16 protein-coding genes are annotated in these 21,025 nt (G+C 42.4%); 5 read left to right on the forward strand and 11 right to left on the reverse strand.

What is annotated here, in order from left to right; all coding sequences use genetic code 11:
• Positions 1 to 15: 15 nt before the first annotated feature.
• Complete coding sequence (locus G5B43_RS15225) at positions 16 to 585, reverse strand: hypothetical protein (RefSeq protein WP_165295655.1); 570 nt, start codon at positions 583 to 585, stop codon at positions 16 to 18.
• Between the two features lie 160 nt (positions 586 to 745).
• On the opposite strand from G5B43_RS15225, the gene G5B43_RS15230 reads away from it, so the two are divergent.
• Complete coding sequence (locus G5B43_RS15230) at positions 746 to 2,356, forward strand: S41 family peptidase (protein WP_165295656.1); 1,611 nt, start codon at positions 746 to 748, stop codon at positions 2,354 to 2,356.
• Here the strand turns inward: G5B43_RS15230 and G5B43_RS15235 are convergent, their stop codons facing one another.
• The 7 genes from G5B43_RS15235 to mutL all read right to left on the reverse strand — a co-directional run bounded on the left by G5B43_RS15235 (position 2,357) and on the right by mutL (position 11,633).
• Entirely contained in the window at positions 2,357 to 2,749 is a 393-nt protein-coding gene (locus tag G5B43_RS15235; protein WP_165295657.1) for a hypothetical protein, read from the reverse strand.
• 268 nt (positions 2,750 to 3,017) lie between these two features.
• Complete coding sequence (locus G5B43_RS15240) at positions 3,018 to 4,577, reverse strand: hypothetical protein (RefSeq protein ID WP_165295658.1); 1,560 nt, start codon at positions 4,575 to 4,577, stop codon at positions 3,018 to 3,020.
• Positions 4,578 to 5,137: 560 nt separating this feature from the next.
• The gene (locus tag G5B43_RS15245) at positions 5,138 to 6,721 is read right to left on the reverse strand and encodes a hypothetical protein (protein ID WP_165295659.1); all 1,584 of its coding nucleotides are present in this window, start codon (positions 6,719 to 6,721) and stop codon (positions 5,138 to 5,140) included.
• A 267-nt stretch (positions 6,722 to 6,988) separates the two neighbouring features.
• Complete coding sequence (locus tag G5B43_RS15250; RefSeq protein ID WP_165295660.1) at positions 6,989 to 8,098, reverse strand: endonuclease/exonuclease/phosphatase family protein; 1,110 nt, start codon at positions 8,096 to 8,098, stop codon at positions 6,989 to 6,991.
• A 2-nt stretch (positions 8,099 to 8,100) separates the two neighbouring features.
• The gene (locus tag G5B43_RS15255; RefSeq protein ID WP_165295661.1) at positions 8,101 to 8,985 is read right to left on the reverse strand and encodes a rhomboid family intramembrane serine protease; all 885 of its coding nucleotides are present in this window, start codon (positions 8,983 to 8,985) and stop codon (positions 8,101 to 8,103) included.
• Positions 8,986 to 9,001: 16 nt separating this feature from the next.
• Entirely contained in the window at positions 9,002 to 9,718 is a 717-nt protein-coding gene (locus G5B43_RS15260) for a rhomboid family intramembrane serine protease (RefSeq protein WP_206367383.1), read from the reverse strand.
• 25 nt (positions 9,719 to 9,743) lie between these two features.
• Positions 9,744 to 11,633, reverse strand: a complete 1,890-nt coding sequence (gene mutL, locus G5B43_RS15265) for a DNA mismatch repair endonuclease MutL (RefSeq protein ID WP_165295662.1) — start codon at positions 11,631 to 11,633, stop codon at positions 9,744 to 9,746.
• Between the two features lie 171 nt (positions 11,634 to 11,804).
• On the opposite strand from mutL, the gene G5B43_RS19285 reads away from it, so the two are divergent.
• Positions 11,805 to 13,340 carry a TPM domain-containing protein gene (locus G5B43_RS19285; RefSeq protein WP_206367384.1) on the forward strand — a complete coding sequence of 512 codons (1,536 nt, stop codon included), beginning with the start codon at positions 11,805 to 11,807 and terminating at the stop codon, positions 13,338 to 13,340.
• A 220-nt stretch (positions 13,341 to 13,560) separates the two neighbouring features.
• Here the strand turns inward: G5B43_RS19285 and uvrA are convergent, their stop codons facing one another.
• Positions 13,561 to 16,410, reverse strand: coding sequence for an excinuclease ABC subunit UvrA (gene uvrA / locus G5B43_RS15275; protein ID WP_165295663.1), 2,850 nt, complete (start codon positions 16,408 to 16,410; stop codon positions 13,561 to 13,563).
• A gap of 365 nt (positions 16,411 to 16,775) precedes the next feature.
• Here uvrA and G5B43_RS15280 point away from each other — a divergent pair, with 365 nt between their 5' ends.
• Genes G5B43_RS15280 through G5B43_RS15290 form a run of 3 tightly spaced genes read left to right on the forward strand, consistent with a single transcriptional unit; the run spans position 16,776 to position 19,065 of the window.
• On the forward strand, positions 16,776 to 17,816 hold the full coding sequence (locus tag G5B43_RS15280; protein ID WP_165295664.1) for a DUF2157 domain-containing protein: 1,041 nt from the start codon (positions 16,776 to 16,778) through the stop codon (positions 17,814 to 17,816).
• 28 nt (positions 17,817 to 17,844) lie between these two features.
• On the forward strand, positions 17,845 to 18,117 hold the full coding sequence (locus tag G5B43_RS15285) for a PqqD family protein (RefSeq protein WP_206367385.1): 273 nt from the start codon (positions 17,845 to 17,847) through the stop codon (positions 18,115 to 18,117).
• 15 nt (positions 18,118 to 18,132) lie between these two features.
• Positions 18,133 to 19,065, forward strand: coding sequence for a hypothetical protein (locus G5B43_RS15290; RefSeq protein ID WP_165295665.1), 933 nt, complete (start codon positions 18,133 to 18,135; stop codon positions 19,063 to 19,065).
• A gap of 1 nt (position 19,066) precedes the next feature.
• Here the strand turns inward: G5B43_RS15290 and G5B43_RS15295 are convergent, their stop codons facing one another.
• Together G5B43_RS15295 and G5B43_RS15300 are read right to left on the reverse strand one after the other, a co-directional pair.
• The gene (locus tag G5B43_RS15295) at positions 19,067 to 19,483 is read right to left on the reverse strand and encodes an OsmC family protein (protein ID WP_165295666.1); all 417 of its coding nucleotides are present in this window, start codon (positions 19,481 to 19,483) and stop codon (positions 19,067 to 19,069) included.
• Positions 19,484 to 19,718: 235 nt separating this feature from the next.
• Complete coding sequence (locus tag G5B43_RS15300; protein WP_165295667.1) at positions 19,719 to 21,020, reverse strand: SGNH/GDSL hydrolase family protein; 1,302 nt, start codon at positions 21,018 to 21,020, stop codon at positions 19,719 to 19,721.
• Between the last annotated feature and the right edge of the window lie 5 nt (positions 21,021 to 21,025).

Here is a 21,025-nt window from a genome sequence, read left to right on the forward strand (position 1 = left end):
ATAAGCGGTTGGGATCTACATCCCCAACCGCTTATTAATTCGTTGCTGTATATGATGGTATAGTTGTTTAGGTTTCAGTGTGCGCCAGGGGAATGTATTGAAATCGCCGCCGAAGTGTATATAATAGTCAATCCCTTGCGCTTGAAACTCTTGGATAACGTGATCACGAAAATTCATAGCGACGATCCAGCCATCATCGATATCCTGGAACCACTCTTCATAATACGAATCGTCCGAACTATGGAAATTGAGTATATTTTCGCCAATAAGCAAAAATTTATTAATTCCTTCTGCAATCATGATATCGACAACTTCTCGCTTTAACAGCATAATATCGTTGTAAATGGCATCGTTCCATTCACCGATTAATTCCATGATTGCAAATCCTCGATCATAATCAGCGTAGAGGATTTTTATATATAAGGTGAGTGATCCGAATTCATCCCACTGGGGATGGAGCAGAAAATTATAAATCTGTTTGTCGAATTCAAATTCGCTATATACCACACCGTAGAAAGGCGATTTTTCGTCTTCTGAAGCGATATAATCATCGCGCCAATTATAATATGGTTCTATTTCATGCAAAGCAAATACGTTTTAACAAAGATAAAAATAAATATCACGTAGATTTTACCTACATCTTATGAACAAAACCTTTTTTTCTGCGTATATTATTCGCATACGTGTTAATTTATCACGCAAATATTTGAGAAAACTATTTTAATTTTGCAACCGAATTTTATCCATGCAAAAAGGCACTAAACGGAATATCTTTGTCGCAGCTACTTACGCAGCAGTACTGCTCTTGGGCATACTGCTAGGGCAGAACTACGTAGATGAACAAGGGAACAAACCGGTTAACAGTTTGGTGCCTATCGGGTTTTCAAGTAATACTTGGAAAGTCCAACAGCTCTTGGACCTTGTCGCGGAAGCTTACGTAGATAGCGTAGACATTGACTCGGTACAAAATGGAGCAATCAATCATATTATATCCCATCTAGACCCTTATTCCAATTATTTAGTTCCTAATGAGTCGCAACGACAGACAGAAATTCTGGAAGGAACGTTCGAAGGTATTGGTATGGAGTATTTTAATCTGAACGATACGTTGATGATCGTATCGCTGATTAATGGCGGACCGGCAGAAAAAGCAGGATTTCGGGTAGGGGACAGGTTATTGAAAATAGGTAATGAGCCGGTAGCTGGCGTACATATTTCCAGGGAAAGTGTCGAAAAGCTAATTCGCGGCCGTCGCGGAACATCCATCAGTATTCACGTGAAGCGAGAAGGAAACGAGATAGATACGCCTATCAAGGTGGTTCGTGATCAGGTGACAGTAAGCTCGTTGGATGTAGTTTACATGATTAAGCCGGGTATAGGTTATGTAAAAGTAAGACGATTTGGTATCAACACGGCAGACGAATTTCGACAAGCGATTATCGAACTGAAAAGACAAGGCGCTAACAAGCTTATTCTTGATCTCCGGGACAATGGCGGTGGATATTTCCATATGGCTATTAAGTTGGCCGATGAATTTTTCGCTGATAGACGGCTAATTGTGTATACACAGGGTGCCCATGAGGAGCGACGGGAATATTTTTCTGACAGTACGCAGGGAGGTAACTTTGCCACGGGAGAACTGGCCATACTTGTCAACGAAAATACGGCTTCTGCAAGTGAGATTGTCGCCGGCGCCGTTCAAGATTGGGATCGTGGTACTATTATTGGAAGACGCTCGTACGGAAAGGGGATCGTACAGGAGCAGTTTGATTTCTCGGACGGCTCTACCGTGAACTTGAGCATTGCCCGTTATTTCACGCCTCTTGGGCGAAGTATACAAAAAAAGTACATGGCAAATTGGTCAAATATGGTCGACTTTAACAACATGTATAACGGCTTATGGGCACTGGATACCTTATATGCGCACGGGAAGGCCTTTGAAACAAAGAGTGGCAAGCAAGTCTACAGCGGTGGTGGTATATTACCCGATATTCATGTGCCACAGGACTCGAACGCATTGAGCCTCTTCTATCAAGATCTGATACAATATAGCTTTATTGAGCAGTTTGTATATACGCGGTTTACTAAGCAGGCACCTGCCTATTCAATTGAAAATTTCTTGCAGGGCTATCACTTGCCGGATAATGAATACCATGCTTTTATCGACTTTGTACGTGAAGAAGGCTTTGTAATTTCTGACAGAAAGAAGAATGAGTTAAGGGATTTGATCGAAACGGATATAGAGGCATTAGTGGGGCGTTTCTACTTTGGTCGTGAAGCCTACTTCAAAGTAAGGAATCGGAACGATAATTTCGTGCAGAAGGCGTTGGAGTTTTTGGCGGCAAAGCGGGATTAATTATTGCGTGTCCTTTTGCTGTATTTGCATGCGCAACTCCAAAGCGAATACTTTTTCTATCAGGAGATTTCGATGACGTATCAATTGCGTGTTCGTCTTTTCAAGCTCCGACACTTTATCTTGCAAGTCTATTAATTTTTTCAATAACGCGTTTTCTCTTATTAAGTCTTGATGAGAAGGCTCCGATTTTTCGCTTGTCCTTTTGAGGGACGTATCCCAGCTCACATCGGCTTCCGGGTTTGATTTTTTAAGTAACGGCATGATTTTCTTGATCCAGGCTAATATGGTGCGCTTGTCCCTTACGTTGTATTTTACCATTGCTTCTCCCAGAAGCAGCTCCCCATTAATAATAGCCGTTACGGCTTCTATTTGAAGTTCCTGTTTAGATTTCATCGGTCCGGCTTGAAATTTTTACCCTCTCCCTCATCCATACGTTGAAATCGACTTCCGAAGGGATGCTAAATTTCTTGCGTAATCTGTTTCTTCTTATTTGTACTGATTCATTTAATAGTTAAGTCGACCTAAATTAGTCATCCTTGAAGTATATTTCTTAGTTCAAAAATAGCTTGACATGGACAAGTCCATGCCAAGCGCAACCATATAGTTGTTGTCATCGACTAAAAACGCATGTTTTTTTTAGTCGTTTGAAACGGTAGGTAGGTTAGTTTAAATCTCTGACACAGCGGATTTTCATGCCCCAGTCTACGGTTGAGAACCCACCATCGCGGTTGGAAACGTAACTATACCAATTGCCTGTATCTGGGTGTGTGCCGGCAAAAAGAATCCAGAGGGCAGTTGAAGACCAGCGCCAGCCTTCTCTCGGTTGACCGATGACATTGGGATTCGACGGTGTTTTGCGACCCGTCTCTGGAAAGAATATACCCTCGTCATCGATGGTTGGATACCAAGCGCCATTTATGCCGTTAATCGTGCGGGCCTCCGATATATCGTCTTCGCCAGTTAAAATCTCAAAATCTTCTTTGGTTGGTGTGCGCCATTGATTCCCCTCCATCACGAAAGCGCATGGATCTCCTAAGTTCGCTGCAGTGCGATCAAACTCCCGGCCGTCCCCATACGGATACAGATGTCCAAAAGGGAAATAGCTACCGTCGCCGGGGTTTTGTGAGAAGCTGTATACATCTGTATCGGTGTCATAAACAAGATCGCCTTCGGCCCAGATCAATCCTCCAATATCATGTGGATGTTTTTTAATGGTAAGATTTAGATCGTAACGCTCACCAGGAATAATAGTAATCCCGCCAATCTCTACGTTATTTTTCGTGACATCTCCAATTTTGATTGTTCCGATTTTTAGAATACCGTTTGCAGTGCTAGGTGTAGCGACAATTGCTGGCAAAGATGTGATGCTGGTACCCCCTATTGCTCCCATTTGAACGGGAGAGCCATTCGTGCTTAAGTTATGGTACGTTATCGTTCCATCCGTGAATTCCAGATCTGCTTGATCGTAATGTGGACCTATATAAAAATCGTCTGCCACTTCGATTGATCCGATTTGGCTTCCATCTATGGTTGTTGTAATTTCACTAAAAAGATGTTTCAACGTAATATTTAGGGTGTTTTGTCCACCAGTAACCACTTGATCAATTCGGGTGTAGAGGAGATCAGCTGTTCCGGCAATGCCTTCTATTTTTGTTGCGGATAAAGGAGCTGTTCCCGCGTCCGGTAAGGGATCTGAATTGTTTAGTGAATAGGTGATAAATGTATAAGATTGATCTGCGACCAGTTCGAAGGGGGCTGGCGTGCTGCCACCCACGGTATACGCTGCACGGTCAACATAGTTTCCATCCGCATCGTAAACGACGACACCATAGGTAACACCGGTGGGTAGTGGATTAGCGGCTGCTTTGAAGGTTGTCCCTGCGGTCTTTGTGACATTTGCTTTAGCTAATCGTGCCATGTCGGATCCTTGGTCGTTTCCGTATTTTCTGGATAGCGTTGCCTGCATGTAATACTCGTTATCCATTCGAACACTTACGGTCTGACTTGCGGGAATGGATTTTTTTGATGTGACTTTTTTTGAGGAAGAGGCTTTTAGGGCACCTGTTTCTACGTTCTCAATACCGGAAACGAATACCTGTACTTTGGCTACCTTATCCGAATTGACGGAGTTTTCTTCCTTGGAACAACCCGTAAACAATATAAAGGTAATGACCATACCGATAGCTAACTTCAGTGTTGGACGATGTAAGATTTTTTTCATTTAATTGTTTTTTTCGTTGATTAGAGCTCTCCCGAGGTGTCGGGATTAGTTTGATAAGTTTTCTTGACTTAGAGCGTGTTAATATTAAATGGGTTACCAGTTAAGTTCTTTGCTCTGAACAGATTCTTGATTCCATTCTTCGGTGACCGATCCAGAATCGACAATTCCCGATCCAGATGCTATTGAATATTCCATAGCGATTGATAGTACTTGGATCGTTGGAGAAACATAAGACTGTTTTGCTTTTGAGACGTTGACATCTTTCATTTTGGGTCTGTTTGATTTTTTCATTATGGTGTGCTTTTCGTTAACATTCGTTTTGCGAAATATCGTTGCTAAAATTTTATCGTAGAATTGAACGCAATGATAGCATTTAGCTGTTGTTGTGCAAAAAAAGCGGTATTCACATACATATCACACTTTATTAAGATATTGTTGTTCAGGTTGTTGTGTTTTTTTTGAGAAAGGTAGATTCGTTTTATGAGGATTATCCGTTAAAATAAAAAAGGGCTAACCTTTTCGGAAAGCCCCTTTATATATAAGTGTAAATTGTGATATCGCTAGTTTTGTACACAACGAATTTGAACGGCATGGGTTCCTGTGTAACCAAAGGCCATATCCCAACCAAGTGATTCTCTTTGTCCACCGATGTCTAAAAATTCGTATCCACTACTAGTGGTGGGATTTGATATAAGATAGTAGCCTTTACTATTCAAACCAAAAATTGAATTGCCATCATTATAGGAGCCTCCGAACAACAAGAAAAGATAGTTGTCTCTATTGGCTACACCGGGATGAACTTGTGTTCCGAAAAACATGCCTAAAGTGTTACCCGTGCTGGGTGTAAAGGTGTCAACCCACCGGGCGACAGCCCAAGATTGCGGAGTTCCGGGATTGTCGGCTCCTCCCGGATTTGTGTTTGTTTGAAGCTGGTTCATTTCTGCTCGTGTCGGAAGTCTCCATGAACGCATCGGTGCAGTCAAAGCACATGGATCTCCCAACGGACCATTCGTGTCTAAGTTTGGCTTTTGATTGCTGTTACTTGGATCTGGAAGGACTTTAGGTTTTGTATAACCAGCAAACCAATAATCACCAGGTTGGTTATTCGCGTCAGAAAAACCGTATTCACCTGTAGAAGCATTGTAAGTCAAGTTACCCGGTGACCACACCGATCCACCAACATCAATTCCTTGGTTTTCTTTATTACCCAAGTTCAGTTCTAGCCGATATTGAACCCCAGCTTTAAGTGCCCAACCACTACTGGTAATAGAACCCAGAATGTTGTTAATAATCACATTAGGCAGTTCGACGATACCATTATCCGTATCTTCTACCGCGATCATAATCGGATTGCTTGTCCATGTCTGAGCAGCGGTTTGCTCTGTAAAGTTAATTGATGCTGCTGTTGTTTCTACACCAAAAGCAACAACACCTGTTTCCTCGTTAAATGTATAAGTTTGGTTTGGAGCAAGCGTACCTGAACCAACAGCGTTAATAGTGCGTCCGGAACCTGCATTGAATACCACGGTTACTTCGGTGAGCTTATGTTCCAATACAATGGTAAGTGTGTTGTTTTCGCCTGCCATTACACTCAAGGTACCCGATGCCCAAAGCGGGTCACGGTCTGCGCCCGAAGCGCTTGCATCTCTGTAGGCATAGGCTGCATAAGTATAGCTGCCAGCCTCAATGTTGAATTCATGTTCACCGTCACCTTGTGTGAAGGTTTTGGTAGTTATTACTTCGTCACCTTGAGATATGACAACGGTATATACCGTACCATCCGTCAAAGGAAGGATATCGCCAGCACCAGCTGCGGTTGTCTCCGCACGTTTTGCAGAAGCACGTAATGCCGGTGTAGCATCAGGAGTTACTTCTCTCAGGGTTGCTGTAATGTTAAATTGATCGTTAAATTTAATGACTTGACGTTGTATAGCGGGTGTCGCGATCGTGTTGCCTGCGTTAGCAGATGCACGTAAACCAGCTTTGGCTTTATTACCAGTTGAACGTCCTACGCCCTGCATGTTGATGGTAACAGTCGCTTCTCCACGTAAATTGTCTACGCCATTTTCTTTCTGACAAGAAGATACAAATACAGCAACCGTTATAAAGCAGGCCACTAGTGTCTTGATATAGTTATGTTTCATTCTTTTAATTTCAATTGTATCGTTAAATAACAGATTGAATAATCAAGCCAAGATTGTTTTTATTACAAGTGCAATTTCACCCGCTGTCATTAGAAACATCTTGCGCTACAAACCCCATGGGATACTTAGTAAATCTGCGGATATTCACACAATTGTTGCCCATCGTCGAAAAATGATGGCAAAAGCCAATTGTCAGTCTATCGCGCAGATGCTAACAATATGCCCGGGATAACGAGTTGATATGACCGTTTTGACAAGAATCGTATGTTACAATCTAATATCTGCAAAAAGAGGGTAATGGTCGGAAAGTTCTTGTTTGATTATCCTATAATGTTCGACTTGAAACTGTGGGCTGCAAAATATATAGTCGATTTGAAAAATAGGAAGCATCTCGTAATGGGTAACTCCCCATCCCTGACCTTTTTCCTGAAAAGTGTTTTTCATTCCCTTTCCAATAAGGTTTACACTATACGACATCGGCGTGTCATTGAAATCACCCATGATAATAATAGGGTAATGGGTCGTGACGATATGGTCGCGGAGCGCCTCTGCTTGTTGGCCTCGCCGTTCAAAAGCATACTTTAATTTTCGGCCGACACGTGTGGTGGCATGGTCTTCACTGGATGTGTTGGACGGATTCTGGATAAACTCCTTGTCTTCTGTTTGTAGCCCAAAGGAACGTAAATGTACATTATAGACACGGATCGTGTCTTGGTTTTTTACGATATCGGCAAAGGTGATGCGGTTAATACCATATTCATTCTTCGTAATGGTGCCCGAATGGATGATCGGATACTTGGAAAAAATGACTTGTCCATAACCTTCATGTTCACTTTTGGTTGCCGGTTCAAAAAAATAATCTTGCAGTCCACTCTCTGCCAAGATACGGTCGCTCATTTGTTTGGTTCCTTTGATTTTTGTAAAGAACTCCTGGATACAGAGAACATCGGGATTGGTGTTTTTTATAAGAGTTACGACCTCATCTCGAATGGTCGTGGACGGCATCTCATTCACTTCGTTGAAAAGGTGGGCGTTGAAACTCATCACGCGTATAGTTTGTTCATTTTTACTAACATCCTTAATCTTAGATCGAAAACCTATATGTTGGGTAAGTAGATTCCAACCAAGGAGAACGGGAATCAAAGTAAAGAGAGCATATGCCGGACGACGCAGTAGCCAATACAATACAAAACCGATATTGACGATTAAAATTGGGAGGTAACCCAAACCAAAGAAAGGAAGAAACCAGGCTGTTTTGGGATTTATGAAAGATGCTGCATAGCTCAACAACAAAAAGAATACAGCAACTATATTGCATAAAAATATCGTTTTGCTAACGAAACCTAATTTTTTTTTGAAGAGACTCTTCCTTGCCATAGCTACTGATCATCCTTACTTGCTTTGAATAGCACTTCTTTCTCCCGTGAAGTTAAGCTTTCGTAGCCGCCTATGGAAATTTTATCCAATATTTCGTCAATTTCTTCTTGGTTAGGAAGGTCGGATGCGTGGCGATAACTGCTATAATTCGCTGATGCTGTCTTGTCTTGATGCATTACTTTCATTTTCGCCTTTTTTATCGGTCTTCTTAATTTAAGCGAGCTAAAGTCTTTTCCTTTGTTTAGTGATCGGATAAACAGGATACCCCAAAAGGTGATCGCTAAAAAGCTTATACCTCCAGCCTTGTTCATAAGGCCAGTAAAAACTAGTTCGACACAGATATATATGAGTGCGATTGTTTTTAAGGAGATTGTGCCCAATAGGAGCAACCTTAATTCGTAACGTGGCACTAACGTTGCAACCGCGGCAACTACTGCCCCCAAAGCAAACGTCGAGGTGCGGAACGACAGTTGTACGCTATTTTGTAACATCGGTATAAAGCCAAGCCCCAAATAAATGCAAGCCCCCAAAAAGGTCGCACTGAAATAGAGAAATAGAAATTGTCTTTTGTTGAGAAAATTCAGGAAAATATTGCCCATCCAGTAAAGCCACAGGCAGTCGAATAGCAACTGAAACAATCCCGTGTACAAAAAAGGATAGGTTATGATCGACCAAGGTTGTTTCAGAAACTGACTAAAAGATAAGGGTAAGCTTAAATAGTCGATGGCATAATCATACAGAGATACTTGAAGGAGATTAACCTCTCTGAAGAGATCAAAAAGATGGATAAGTACAAAGACGACAACCTGTACTGATATGATAAAAGGGATGGGAGACCTACTTCGGTAAGTATCGCGCCAAAAAGTTTTTAACACACTCTCTTTCATCAGTTACACTGTTCTTTTAATACATGCTTCCTCTTCTAACACGCCATATTTTGAGCAAGATATAGGCAAACAACGCACCGCCGACATGTGCCAGATGGGCAATCGAGCTGCCTGCATTTGAAAAACCTAAATATATCTCAATTAAAATTAAAACGGGAATAAAATATTTCGCTTTGATCGGAACGGGGATAAAAAAGAGATATAATGACATGTTCGGAAACAGGTAACCAAACGCCAGTAACAAACCAAATATCGCACCGGAAGCTCCCACTAACGGTGTCCCATATATCGATGCCAAGGTATCAAACTCACTCTGTGTTACATTAAGTTGGGAGCTTACTCGATTGTTCAACATATCGAAATTTAAAAATTCAGAGGCCCTCACCGTACCCGCGATATTGTAAACCTCAGCAGCTTGTACGCCGTATTGTAATACAAGTGCTCCGATACCACATATTAGATAAAAATTTAGGAAGCGCTTAGATCCTAATACTTGCTCGATAATCGGGCCAAACATCACTAGAGAAAACATATTAAAGAAAATATGCCCGAACCCTCCATGCATAAACATGTAAGTAATCACTTGCCATACATGGAAAAAAGGCGAATCTGGATAGTATACTCCAAAAAAACGAGGTGCTTGCATAAAAATGGCAGAGCCAATAAAACACACCACGTTGATGATGAGTAGATTCTTAACTACCGGGGATAAATTTGAGAGGATATTGTTCATATACTATATTGTAGGTCGTAAATGCTTAGTTTTTATTAAATCGTTCCATGAGCTCCTGCAAGGTAATCGTCACCACAATCGGCTTGCCTTGTATCGATATACTTGGGGATTGGGTAGCAAAAAGCTTATCAATCAATTCAGCCATCTCCTGGTTGTCCAATGCCGTGCCCGGTTTGATTGCTGCGTTTTTCGCGAGGCTACGTGCCAAGTTTTCTCTTTTATTAAGTTGTAATTCGTCTTTATTGTTTTTGAAATCTTCCAAAAGCTGCTCTAAAATTAGCGTTTCGTCGATGCCCTGCCCTAAATCAGCAGGAATACCGTCGACAATAAACGTTGTTTTTCCAAAAGGCCGAGCTTGAAAACCCAATGTTTGGATCTCGGGTAAAATGTCTTCCATCAGTACAAAGTCGGCCGGACTTAACTCGATGGTTTTTGGGAACAGGCTTTGCTGACTGCTTCCTTGGTTATTTTCCAACTGTTCAAGGTAGTGTTCAAACAATATACGCTCATGTGCCGCTTGTTGATCTATCAACATGAAACCTGAATGAATCTGTGACACAATGAAGCGATTGTGCAACTGAAAAAACTGTTTGGGTACATCCTGTGTGCTGGACGAAACGGTAGTCGCTGTTCCAAGGTTCTCCAAAGGTGCTTTTTCCTCCCGAAGTAACGGCAATTGTTCAGCGGTATCCTGTTGTGTGATTTGATATAAAGAGTCCCAATTCTGCGGAATGCCTGATTTTTTCTCAAACCCCGCTATATAGCTAGAAGAACGGGCACTGCTCGAAGAGGATGACTTCGTGTCTTCAAAAGGGTTGAAATTGGGATTAAAGGAAATCGTAGGTGCCTGAATCTCTTCCAGCGGTTTATTGGTAATGAGATTACTAAAACTCGTTTCTTGATTGAAATCTAATGTTGGCGTAATATTATAGCGACCTAGCGAGCGCTTAACTGTCGATCGTAAAATCGCATACATCGCTTTATCATCTTCGTATTTAATTTCTGTTTTTGTTGGATGAACGTTGATGTCAATTTTGGAGGGGTCTATCTCGATAAATAAGACGTACAACGGATAGGTATCGGACGGAAGAATATCTTCGTAGGCATTCATCACGGCATGGTTAAGGTAAGGGTCTTTGATAAACCGTTTGTTGACAAAGAAAAACTGTTCGCCGCGCGTCTTCTTTGCAAATTCTGGCTTACCGATAAATCCGCTGACCGTAATGATAGTGGTGTCTTCTTCTACAGGGACAAGACGCTGATTATAGTTGTTCCCGAAAAGGTGTACTATCCGCTGTTTCAAGGTTTCAGAAGGTAAATGAAAGAGTTCATTTCCATCACTATGTAGACTGAAAAAAATTTTTGGATGAGCTAAGGCAACACGTTGAAATTCGTCAATGATATGCCGCATTTCGACGGAGTTGCTTTTCAGGAAGTTACGGCGGGCAGGGATATTATAAAAAAGATTCTTTACACAGATACTCGTGCCCGCTGGCAACGCTTCAGGTTGTTGACTGATTACCTTTGAACCCTCGATTTGTATAATCGTTCCCAGCTCATCTTCCATACGTCTACTTTTCAACTCTACTTGTGCAATGGCGGCAATCGATGCTAAAGCTTCTCCACGAAACCCCATTGTCTGGATAGCAAATAAATCTTCTGCTTGGCGTATTTTGGAAGTTGCATGTCTTTCGAAACAAAGACGAGCATCCGTGATGCTCATGCCACAACCATTGTCGATGACTTGTATCAGGGATTTTCCAGCATCTTTAACGATAAGTTTAATTTTATCCGCTCCCGAATCGATTGCATTTTCAACAAGCTCTTTTACCGCAGAAGCGGGGCGTTGCACCACTTCTCCTGCAGCAATCTGATTAGCAACCGAATCTGGCAGTAACTGTATAATATCTGACATACAAAAGCAAAGTTACAAAAATTTTGTGTGTCATGAATTCACAACATACCATGCTAATAGTCTTTTATTATTCTACCTCGATAACAGTATTCCAACTATCAGTTCAATGCATTGTTACTCTCTTGGTTTGTGTCGAAATTTTTAACATATTCGAAATAAATATACAGGTCTATGAAATGTTATACCTCGTTGTGTCGGCGGCATATTGCTCTTTTATTTTCAGCTATACTTTTTGTTTCGAGTGGTTTTACTCAACACCTGTATACCGTTGAAACATTGCCCAGTCCGAAAGAAGCAGGGCAGGATTTCTATATCAGCAATCCGGACGTTATTTTATCTCCCCCAACGGTAGACCGGCTAAATCGGCTTTCTACCGAAATAGAAAAGGCCTCTGGAGTGGAATATGCCATCGTGATTGTAGACGATTTTGAAGGATATGATGTATTTGAATTTTCACTAAAACTATTCAACGCATGGGGGATAGGCAAGCAAGAACGAAACAGTGGTTTGTTGCTGTTTATCGCTAAAGACAGAAGGGAATACCGGTTTATCTCAGGTTACGGAATGGAAGCCATCTTTCCCGACGTGTACCTGCATCGTATCGGTGAGAAATTCCTGGTACCTCGTTTCCGGGAGGGGAATTATGATCAAGGTATATTGGAGGCATCCCAAGTTATCCAGCAGGCATTGATGGCCCCTGATGTACAAGCGGAGTTACATCGTATGATGCGCGAAGCGACGCCTTTTTTTAGTTCGCACAATGTCCATTTGGAGAATACGCTTCTTGTTATCGTATTATATATTGCACTGTATTACTGGGTGGCGTGTGCCGGTAAGAAATGGTTGAAGCATCCGGGACCCACTAACCGTTTACGGAAACAGAAAAAAGGCTGTAGTGGTTGGTTTGCTTATATTATTCTCGGTGGTTTGGGCATGGTATTCACGATGTTGTTTATCATGATGATTTTTGCTTTTGTGCTAAATGATATGGAACGTATGTTTCAACTTTCAACGTTGCCGTGGCTTTTCGCTGTGTGGGGAAGTTATGTGGTGATGATGAAAATTTTCGAGGTTTCGGATCGAATTAAAAAAGGCTATCGGGATGAAAAGAATAGGCTGGATGCGCTACGGAGGTTCCGGTATGCTACGTTTATTCCCTACTTATTAAGTCCATTGATGCTCTTTAGTTTTTTTAACGGGATGCGGAAATGGAAGGACAGCCGTAGGCGTTTCGTTCCGCCGGATGACTCGGGAAATTGGGAACGTATAAATAGAGATGATGTCAAGGTCCGCGAGGTAAAAGCTTACCTCAGCGAAGGACAGCTAAAAGAAGAGGATATTCGCTCTCGGTCTTATGAGATATGGATTAACAGCCAAACGCGTGAGAAAAAGATAGTTGGTTGGAAAGGGAAAAAGCTATTTTTGCTGTGTCCTGTTTGTGGATTTAGAACCTACGAGAAGGGAAAGAAGGGAAAGATTTTAAAAAAAGCTACCTACACTAGTAGTGGTTTGCAAGAGGTGTATGACCATTGCCTGCATTGCAAACATAAAGAAGATAAAGGTACACGAGTTATCCCCAAAAAAGTGCGGAGTTCCGGCGGTAGTTCCAGCTCCGGCGGTGGTTTCAGTGGAGGCTCCTCGGGTGGAGGCGGTGGTAGCTTTGGAGGCGGCTCATCAGGAGGCGGTGGAGCAGGGGGTAGGTGGTGATTTATGAGCTCATGAACACCAAACAAACATGAGTTCATAAATCGCCGCTCCGGATGTTTTACATTTTTGGATAGTAGTAAGGATGAGTTTCCACAGTTGTAAAAAACAGAAAGTTGTCTGAGCAAAACGAGTTTCTTTCTGTTTAGGAAAAGACAAAGAAAGGTAGCAAGAACCAGGCTAGTCTTGACTTTTTGGTTCTTTTTCGTCAAGGAAAAAGAAGTTACAGAAACTCTGCCTTTAAAAACCTCGCGGTTTCGTTCCCTTTCTGTTTGATGAGATCTTCCGGCAATCCGGCAAACATCAATTGTCCACCATTTTTACCACCTTCGGGACCCATATCGACTACCCAATCGGCTGTTTTCACAACATCTAGATTGTGTTCAATGATCAATACGGTGTTTCCTCGATCGACCAATCGGTTGATGACGCCTAATAAAACATTGACATCTTCAAAATGGAGCCCAGTCGTCGGTTCATCCAAGATATAGAACGTATTGCCGGTGTCTTTTTTCGATAGTTCGGTAGCCAATTTTACCCGTTGTGCCTCTCCTCCCGATAAGGTGGTAGATGATTGCCCTAATGTGATATAACCTAACCCTACATCCTGTAGCGTTTTGATCTTTCTATAAATGGAAGGAATATTTTCAAAGAAATCCACCGCCTCATCGATACTCATATCCAATACATCAGAAATAGATTTTCCGCGGTATCGAACTTCCAACGTTTCGCGGTTATAACGCTTTCCGTGACAAGTTTCGCATGGAACCTGTACATCGGGTAAGAAATTCATTTCGATGATCTTCATGCCCGCTCCCTGACAAGTTTCGCAGCGTCCACCTTTAACGTTAAAAGAAAAACGTCCGGGCTTGTAGCCTCGTATTTTTGCTTCCGGCAATTGTACGAACAAGGTACGGATGTCTGAGAATACACCCGTATAGGTTGATGGGTTGGAGCGTGGCGTCCGTCCGATCGGGCTTTGGTTGATTTCGATAACCTTGTCTATATGTTCAAGCCCTTCTATCTTTTTATAAGGTAGCGGTGTGCCTTTCGCTCGGAAAAAATGTTTGTTTAAAATAGGGTAGAGTGTACCCGTGATGAGGCTGGATTTCCCCGAGCCGGATACACCTGTTACCAAAATTAATTTTCCTAAAGGAAAGTCAACTTGTACGTTTTTCAGATTATTTCCAGAAGCGCCTTTCAACGATAATGTCTTGCCATTGCCTTGACGTCGTTTAGTAGGGATAGCAACTTCTTTCTGCCCGTTGAGATAACCAGCGGTCAATGTATCAGCTTTCATGATCTCTTTCGGTGTACCCTGCGCTACCACGCTTCCGCCGTGTATACCTGCTTCTGGTCCCATATCGATTACGTAATCAGCTTGTAGGATCATGTCTTTGTCATGCTCAACCACCAACACCGAATTGCCGATATCACGTAAGTTTTTCAGGGAACTAATCAGCCGTTCGTTATCCCGTTGATGCAATCCGATGCTCGGTTCGTCTAGAATATACAAAACATTCACGAGTTGAGAACCTATTTGTGTCGCCAGTCTTATACGTTGCGCTTCACCACCAGAAAGTGTTTTGGAGGACCGATCTAAAGTAAGGTAGCTTAGTCCGACATCCAAGAGGAAGCCTATCCTCGCACGAATTTCTTTTAGGATTTCGGCAGCAATCGTGTTTTGGCGTTCGTTGAGTCGGCTTTCTATACCATCAAACCAATCATGTAGTGCGGTGATATCCATGCTGGCCAGCTCGTGAATATTCTTTTGGTCTATTTTGAAATGTAAAGACTCTTTTTTCAGACGGGCACCTTCGCAGGTGGGACATACAACTTTCGTACGGAAATCTTCTAAGATAGGCGCATCGTCTGAACCCCTCCCATTAATTTCCTCCAACATATCGAAGATACCAGTAAACTGTATTTTGTATTCGCGCGCACCATAGCTGCCGTAAGACACAGTAAGGCTTAAGGGTTCTTCACCTCCAAAAAGAAGGGCGTCCAACTGTTCCTCACTTAGCTTTTCGATAGCACTGGTCAACGAAAAGTCCAGTTTCTTAGCGACCGCTTTTACAACTTGGAACGTCCAAGAGTCACGCGATGGGCCTAAAGGCAAAATAGCACCTTTTTGTATACTCAGCTTTTTATCCGGGATAACGGTATTCTTGTCGATTTCAAATATATAACCGAGCCCATCGCATTTCGGACACGCACCATACGGAGAGTTGAAAGAAAAAGTATTTGGTTGCGGTTCGTCGTAGGAAATACCTGATGCTGCGTCCATCAGGTAGCGGCTGAAAAAGTGCTCCCGTCCTTCTTTATTCGCAATTTTGATAATACCTTTCGCTACTTTCATAGCCTGCATAACAGATGTATACAGCCGTTTTTTATCTCCTTCGCTTGCGTACAGCCGATCTACAACCGTTTCAATGTCGTGGATCTTGTAACGATCGACCTGCATTTTAGGTACGAGATCCAGGATTTCACCATCTACACGTACTTTTGTATAACCTTGTTTGCGAATTTGTTCAAAAAGCTCGCGATAATGGCCTTTACGGCCTTTTACAACAGGCGCTAAAATATATATAGGTTCATCACGGAATTCGACTAATATCCTGTCGACAATCTGCTCTTCTGACATGCGTTGCATGAGTTGGCCGGTCACGTAAGAATACGCCTCGCTTGCCCTTGCATATAATAACCGAAGGAAATCGTATATCTCCGTGATCGTTCCCACGGTTGAGCGTGGATTCTTGTTTGTTGTTTTTTGTTCGATGGATATTACGGGGCTTAGTCCCGATATTTTGTCGACATCGGGGCGTTCCATCCCTCCTAAAAACTGTCGGCTATAAGCCGAGAAAGTTTCCATATAACGACGTTGTCCTTCCGCGTAAATCGTATCGAACGCCAAAGAAGATTTACCACTTCCGCTTAAACCGGTAATCACGACTAATTCATTGCGAGGAAAACTGACGTCGATATTTCTGAGATTATGTACGCGAGCGCCAAATACCTCAATTTCACGTTGTTCACCTAAATCTATATGACTGTGCTGCTTGGTAGAGCTCATGTTGTATTGTCCTGAATTTTGAAGGTACAAAGATACGGTTTTTTTAATGCAACTTTTTTTAGAAAAAAGTCGCGCAAACCGAACGGAGTGAGTTCATGAACACCAAAATAAACACTGGTTCATAAAAATCGTCGCTTCGGATGTTTGACAGGTAGGAAAGTGCTAAGGATAGATTTCTACAGTTGTCAAAAATCCGGATGCGACAATGGAGGTTAAGGAGTGGACAATGCAGCCTGTCGGACCGATTATCCACGCTGGTTTGTACAAACCCCGAGAGGGCTCATCGAAGATAATCACGAGTCATGAATAACATATGAAAAAATTGGCTGGTAATTTGTACTTTGGTTGAATAAACAAAACTGCGCGTGAAAAAACTGGATTTGACAAAACAAGAACGAGAAGTCGTAGAAAATGCACTTAACCACTGGGAAGAGTCCAATTTATTGGAAGCTGGTAAGGTGGAAGAGTTGAAGCAAACTATTGACGAAAGAGGGTTCGAATGGAAACATCTAGCGCGATACGCGTTTTGGATAGCATTGGTTTCTCTTATTTTTGCGGTATTTTCACTTTTCGCGGACGACGCATTGATTCATTTTGTGGAACGTTTTTATGAGACACCAAATATTGTTTTTTGCCTGTTTTTTGCTGGGCTCGCAGTGCTTTTTTATTTTCTGGGTTTCCGCAACAAAAAGCGATATCCGGAAAAAACGTTTTCCAATGAAACCCTTATGCTTGCCGGTTCGTTTGCAACAGCAGCATGTATCGGTTTTCTCGGACAGGTATTGGATCGAACGACAAGCCATTATACATTTCTTTTTCTGTTGTCTATTGTTATATACGGCATCCTATCGGTTAAGCTTAATTCGAAACTGATATGGGTATTTACGTTGGTGGCTCTTGGTGTCTGGTTTGCAACGGAAACCGCTTACCACAGCAATTGGGGCTTTACGTTTTGGGGGATGAACTATCCGTTGCGCTTTACATTGTTTGGATTGCTTTTAACCATTTTTGCCCTGTGGGGACAAGAAAAAATAAAGCCTTTGAAGCCTTTTCAATCAACAAGCTATATCGTTGGATTGCTGTATACGATGATTGCCTTGTGGTGTCTTTCTATCTTTGGAAATTACAGTGATTTCAATGCCTGGACACAGGTCCGTCAATACCATATCCTATATTGGGGAATCTTGGCTATCGTGCTTTCGTTAGGATTGGCGTTATATGGGATGAAAACAAAAGACCATGCGTCGCGAGATATAGGTTTCGTTTTCTTCGTCCTTAATCTCTATACCCGTTTTGTAGAATATTTATGGGATAACATCAATCGCACGATATTCTTTCTCCTGTTGGCGGGATCATTTTGGTTTGTGGGCAGATGGGCCGAACGGATATGGCGCAAAGAAAAGTGATTTATCGGAAATAATGTTATTTTTGTTCATGATGAAGTTAAGACAAGATTTAGTCCTTAGGAAAGTGGGGGACGATTATATTATGGTAGACCCAAGTCAAGGTATGGTAGACCTTTCTAAAGTGCATACCCTCAATGAAACGGCTGCGTGGCTGTGGGAGCAATTGGCAGATAAAGACGTCAGTGTAAAGCAAGTAGCCGAACTGCTGTGCGATCGCTATGACGTTTCATACGAAAAGGCCGTAGAGGATGCGGAAGCGTTGGTTCAAGAATTTGAGAAAGCCGGTCTTCTGGAAGCATAGGATAGATTAAAAAATATGGAAGCCAATACAGCCTCGGAATTGACAAACTATTATTATGAAATCGCAGGTTTACAACTGGAATTACGTTTTCCTTCCGCGTTAAACTTAGATCATATTTTACCTTCTTTTGTCGGTTTTCGTGCGGAGCACAGTAGCGGAACATCCGTTGCGGTCGTAACCTTTAGGGAAGACGAGGTGCCCTCAGAAGAAGAATGGGGTACGCTTCGAAGCGATATCTCGTTAGTTTGGGGAGACAATTTTCGTTTCTATGAACAGGAAGATGCATTTGTCACACTGATAAAACATAAAGTAAAGGATAAGCAGTGGATGATGAAGAGCACAAAGGACTTCAAGGAGTCCCGCATATATGGTAAAGCGGAGGATCCGCGTATGGGGGAGTTCGTCAGTTGGTTATTGATGGTGGTTTTTGGTCAGGTAGGATTGCAGCATAGGCTGATATTGATCCATGCTTCGGTTATTGCCTATCAGCAAAAACAAGGCGTGGCTTTTTTGGGAAAGAGCGGTACGGGGAAGAGTACGCATAGTAGGCTTTGGCTAAAACATATTCCAGATACCGAATTGCTAAACGATGACAACCCTGTTGTGCGACTTGAAGAAGATGGTAAGGCCATGATATATGGAACACCATGGAGTGGGAAAACACCGTGCTACAAAAATAAATGTGTAGAGTTGAAAGGTTTTGTGCGATTGGAACAAGCCCCACTGAATAGATTTACATGGAAAAAAGGTACGGAAAGCCTAGTTGCCGTCCTGCCAAGCTGCACTGCCCTCCGATGGAATAAAGATCTATTCAACGCTATGACAGATACGCTCTCGCAATTAGTGGAGCAAGTAAATGTGGGATACTTGGAATGCCTCCCCGATGCAGATGCTGCAAAGGCGTCGCATAACGCATTTTTTGAAGAAAAGGTAGAAACTGGTTCGTAAACTAAACAATTTTCAAACTATAGGTAATTTCCACACCGCCGGCAGCTAACATATCATGGACGGAACAATATTTCTTTACCGCTAGTTCCGCAGCCTTTTGCACTTTTGTTTCGTCAAGTTGCCCTTTTAACGTAAAAGTGATGTGAATATGGGTGAAAATATTAGGAACTTCTTCTCGGCGCTTTCCTTCCACCTCAACCTGTATGTCTTCTATGGTTTGACGTTGCTTCTTCAGGATGCTGGAAAGATCAAATACGCTACAAGAACCTAAAGCCATCAGTACCAGTTCCATCGGCCGGACGCCGTTACCTTCTCCGCCGATACTTTCCGAACCATCAATATTTACTTTTACGCCGGCCAGTTCGCTCGAACCCTCGAAATGAACGGCTTCGTTTTTACGTTGCAAATGGATTTTCATTCAAATAAATTATCTATGAGTGTTAAATCTCAATCGTATAGATGAGCTCGTTTCACTCGGTTATCTATGAGTGTTAGATCTCAATCGTATAGATGAGCTCGTTTCACTCGGTTATCTATGAGTGTTAAATCTCAATCGTATAGATGAGCTCGTTACACCCGGTTTGTTTTTTTAAGGTGATGAAACCGTGATGGTTTCATGCCGTTAAAATTACGCAAAAATTTCCCTAACTTCACTAAGGAAACTTCACTCCTCGATACATTGAAGCATCGACTTTTGGAATTCTACTGCGGTATTGTTTATTAATGGCATCGATAAAAAGATTAGCGATAATGGCATTTCCCATAGGAGTGAGATGCACGCCGTCAAGCGAAAAAGCATTTCCCGTAATAAATGAGGCATTGATGACTACTCCGTTGTAAACAATACCCGGTTCTTTAACGCGATTGAGATAAGCATGTGCATCAGCTAGCGCCAATCTTTTTTCTTCTGCGACCTGTTTAATGACGTTATTAAACGCCTTTACACGAGCCTGGATAGCCGTCACCTCATCGCTGTCCAGCACGTACTGGCTTTCGACAGGATTATCGGGGTATAAACCATACGGATAGGGGCTATCCGCTGACATACTACCTAGCAATCCCGCAGAAGCAAACGGTAGTACAAATAAATCATTATCTGTGGCTGCTCTTGGCGTACCCGGGCCGGTTTCGATATAGATGTCCTGAATATCTTGACCGCTTTCAGCTTTTACTGCAGCGATCAGCGCCGCCCGCGTCACTGTCGTGAAAAAAGGAATGGCTGTTACGTCTGGGATAGTTGCCACTACGCCCTTCTGCTCATTCTCGGTAAGCTTCGTAATAAACTCTCGGTATACGTATTCAAAAGTGGCTGTTTCTGTCAATACCGTAGTAGGATCATCCGGATTAGTTACGGCACCGTTCATGGCGTTACCCAATACATCGTTATTACCGAGCCAAAAACTGAAAAATGTATGATCCCGTTCGGTGGCAAAATCTATATACGTTTTTGTGCTCACGTCGGCATCCGGCAATAAACGCTCAAAATACATGTTCAAGCCACCAAACCATCCTTGCGTAGATAGGTCTAGTCGCATGCCTGGAACGCCCAGGTTCTCCATATCTCCTGCGTGCTTACTCAGTTTCCCCGGTTCACGATAAGCTAAGTTATCAGTAACATTTTCCATTACCGGTTGTCCATTGACAAGATCTTTAAGTTGCAAGTACCCTGAGCCGTTACGTTCATTTTCTGAGAAGAATGGGCTTCTAAAATCACCACCTCCCACTTGTCGCAATTGTTCGGCAATGAGATTAGGAAAGGCCACCTGTTGTCCTTCAAGATATAATCCGCCATCGGCGAAGCCCGCCGTTAAGGAATTTCCAACGGCAATATATTTCGAGAAATTCGCCTCGCCGGACGTGGTCTGAAAGCCTTCGATTTCAGGTTTGCAGGAGGAAGCTACAAGGGTGGATAGAAGACCAATATATAGCGCTATGTTTTTGAATATTCTTTTCATCGTCA

The organism is Sphingobacterium sp. SGR-19 (assembly GCF_011043555.1).
Classification (GTDB): Bacteria; Bacteroidota; Bacteroidia; order Sphingobacteriales; family Sphingobacteriaceae; genus Sphingobacterium.

Coding starts and splice junctions, on each gene's coding strand:
- G5B43_RS15240 (WP_165295658.1), bottom strand. CDS start 4,577: ATGAAAAAAATCTTACATCGTCCAACACTGAAGTTAGCTATCGGTATG.
- G5B43_RS15290 (WP_165295665.1), top strand. CDS start 18,133: ATGGAAGCCAATACAGCCTCGGAATTGACAAACTATTATTATGAAATC.
- G5B43_RS15300 (WP_165295667.1), bottom strand. CDS start 21,020: ATGAAAAGAATATTCAAAAACATAGCGCTATATATTGGTCTTCTATCC.
- G5B43_RS15230 (WP_165295656.1), top strand. CDS start 746: ATGCAAAAAGGCACTAAACGGAATATCTTTGTCGCAGCTACTTACGCA.
- uvrA (WP_165295663.1), bottom strand. CDS start 16,410: ATGAGCTCTACCAAGCAGCACAGTCATATAGATTTAGGTGAACAACGT.
- G5B43_RS15235 (WP_165295657.1), bottom strand. CDS start 2,749: ATGAAATCTAAACAGGAACTTCAAATAGAAGCCGTAACGGCTATTATT.
- mutL (WP_165295662.1), bottom strand. CDS start 11,633: ATGTCAGATATTATACAGTTACTGCCAGATTCGGTTGCTAATCAGATT.
- G5B43_RS15250 (WP_165295660.1), bottom strand. CDS start 8,098: ATGGCAAGGAAGAGTCTCTTCAAAAAAAAATTAGGTTTCGTTAGCAAA.
- G5B43_RS15245 (WP_165295659.1), bottom strand. CDS start 6,721: ATGAAACATAACTATATCAAGACACTAGTGGCCTGCTTTATAACGGTT.
- G5B43_RS15255 (WP_165295661.1), bottom strand. CDS start 8,985: ATGAAAGAGAGTGTGTTAAAAACTTTTTGGCGCGATACTTACCGAAGT.
- G5B43_RS15285 (WP_206367385.1), top strand. CDS start 17,845: ATGATGAAGTTAAGACAAGATTTAGTCCTTAGGAAAGTGGGGGACGAT.
- G5B43_RS15295 (WP_165295666.1), bottom strand. CDS start 19,483: ATGAAAATCCATTTGCAACGTAAAAACGAAGCCGTTCATTTCGAGGGT.
- G5B43_RS19285 (WP_206367384.1), top strand. CDS start 11,805: ATGAAATGTTATACCTCGTTGTGTCGGCGGCATATTGCTCTTTTATTT.
- G5B43_RS15260 (WP_206367383.1), bottom strand. CDS start 9,718: ATGAACAATATCCTCTCAAATTTATCCCCGGTAGTTAAGAATCTACTC.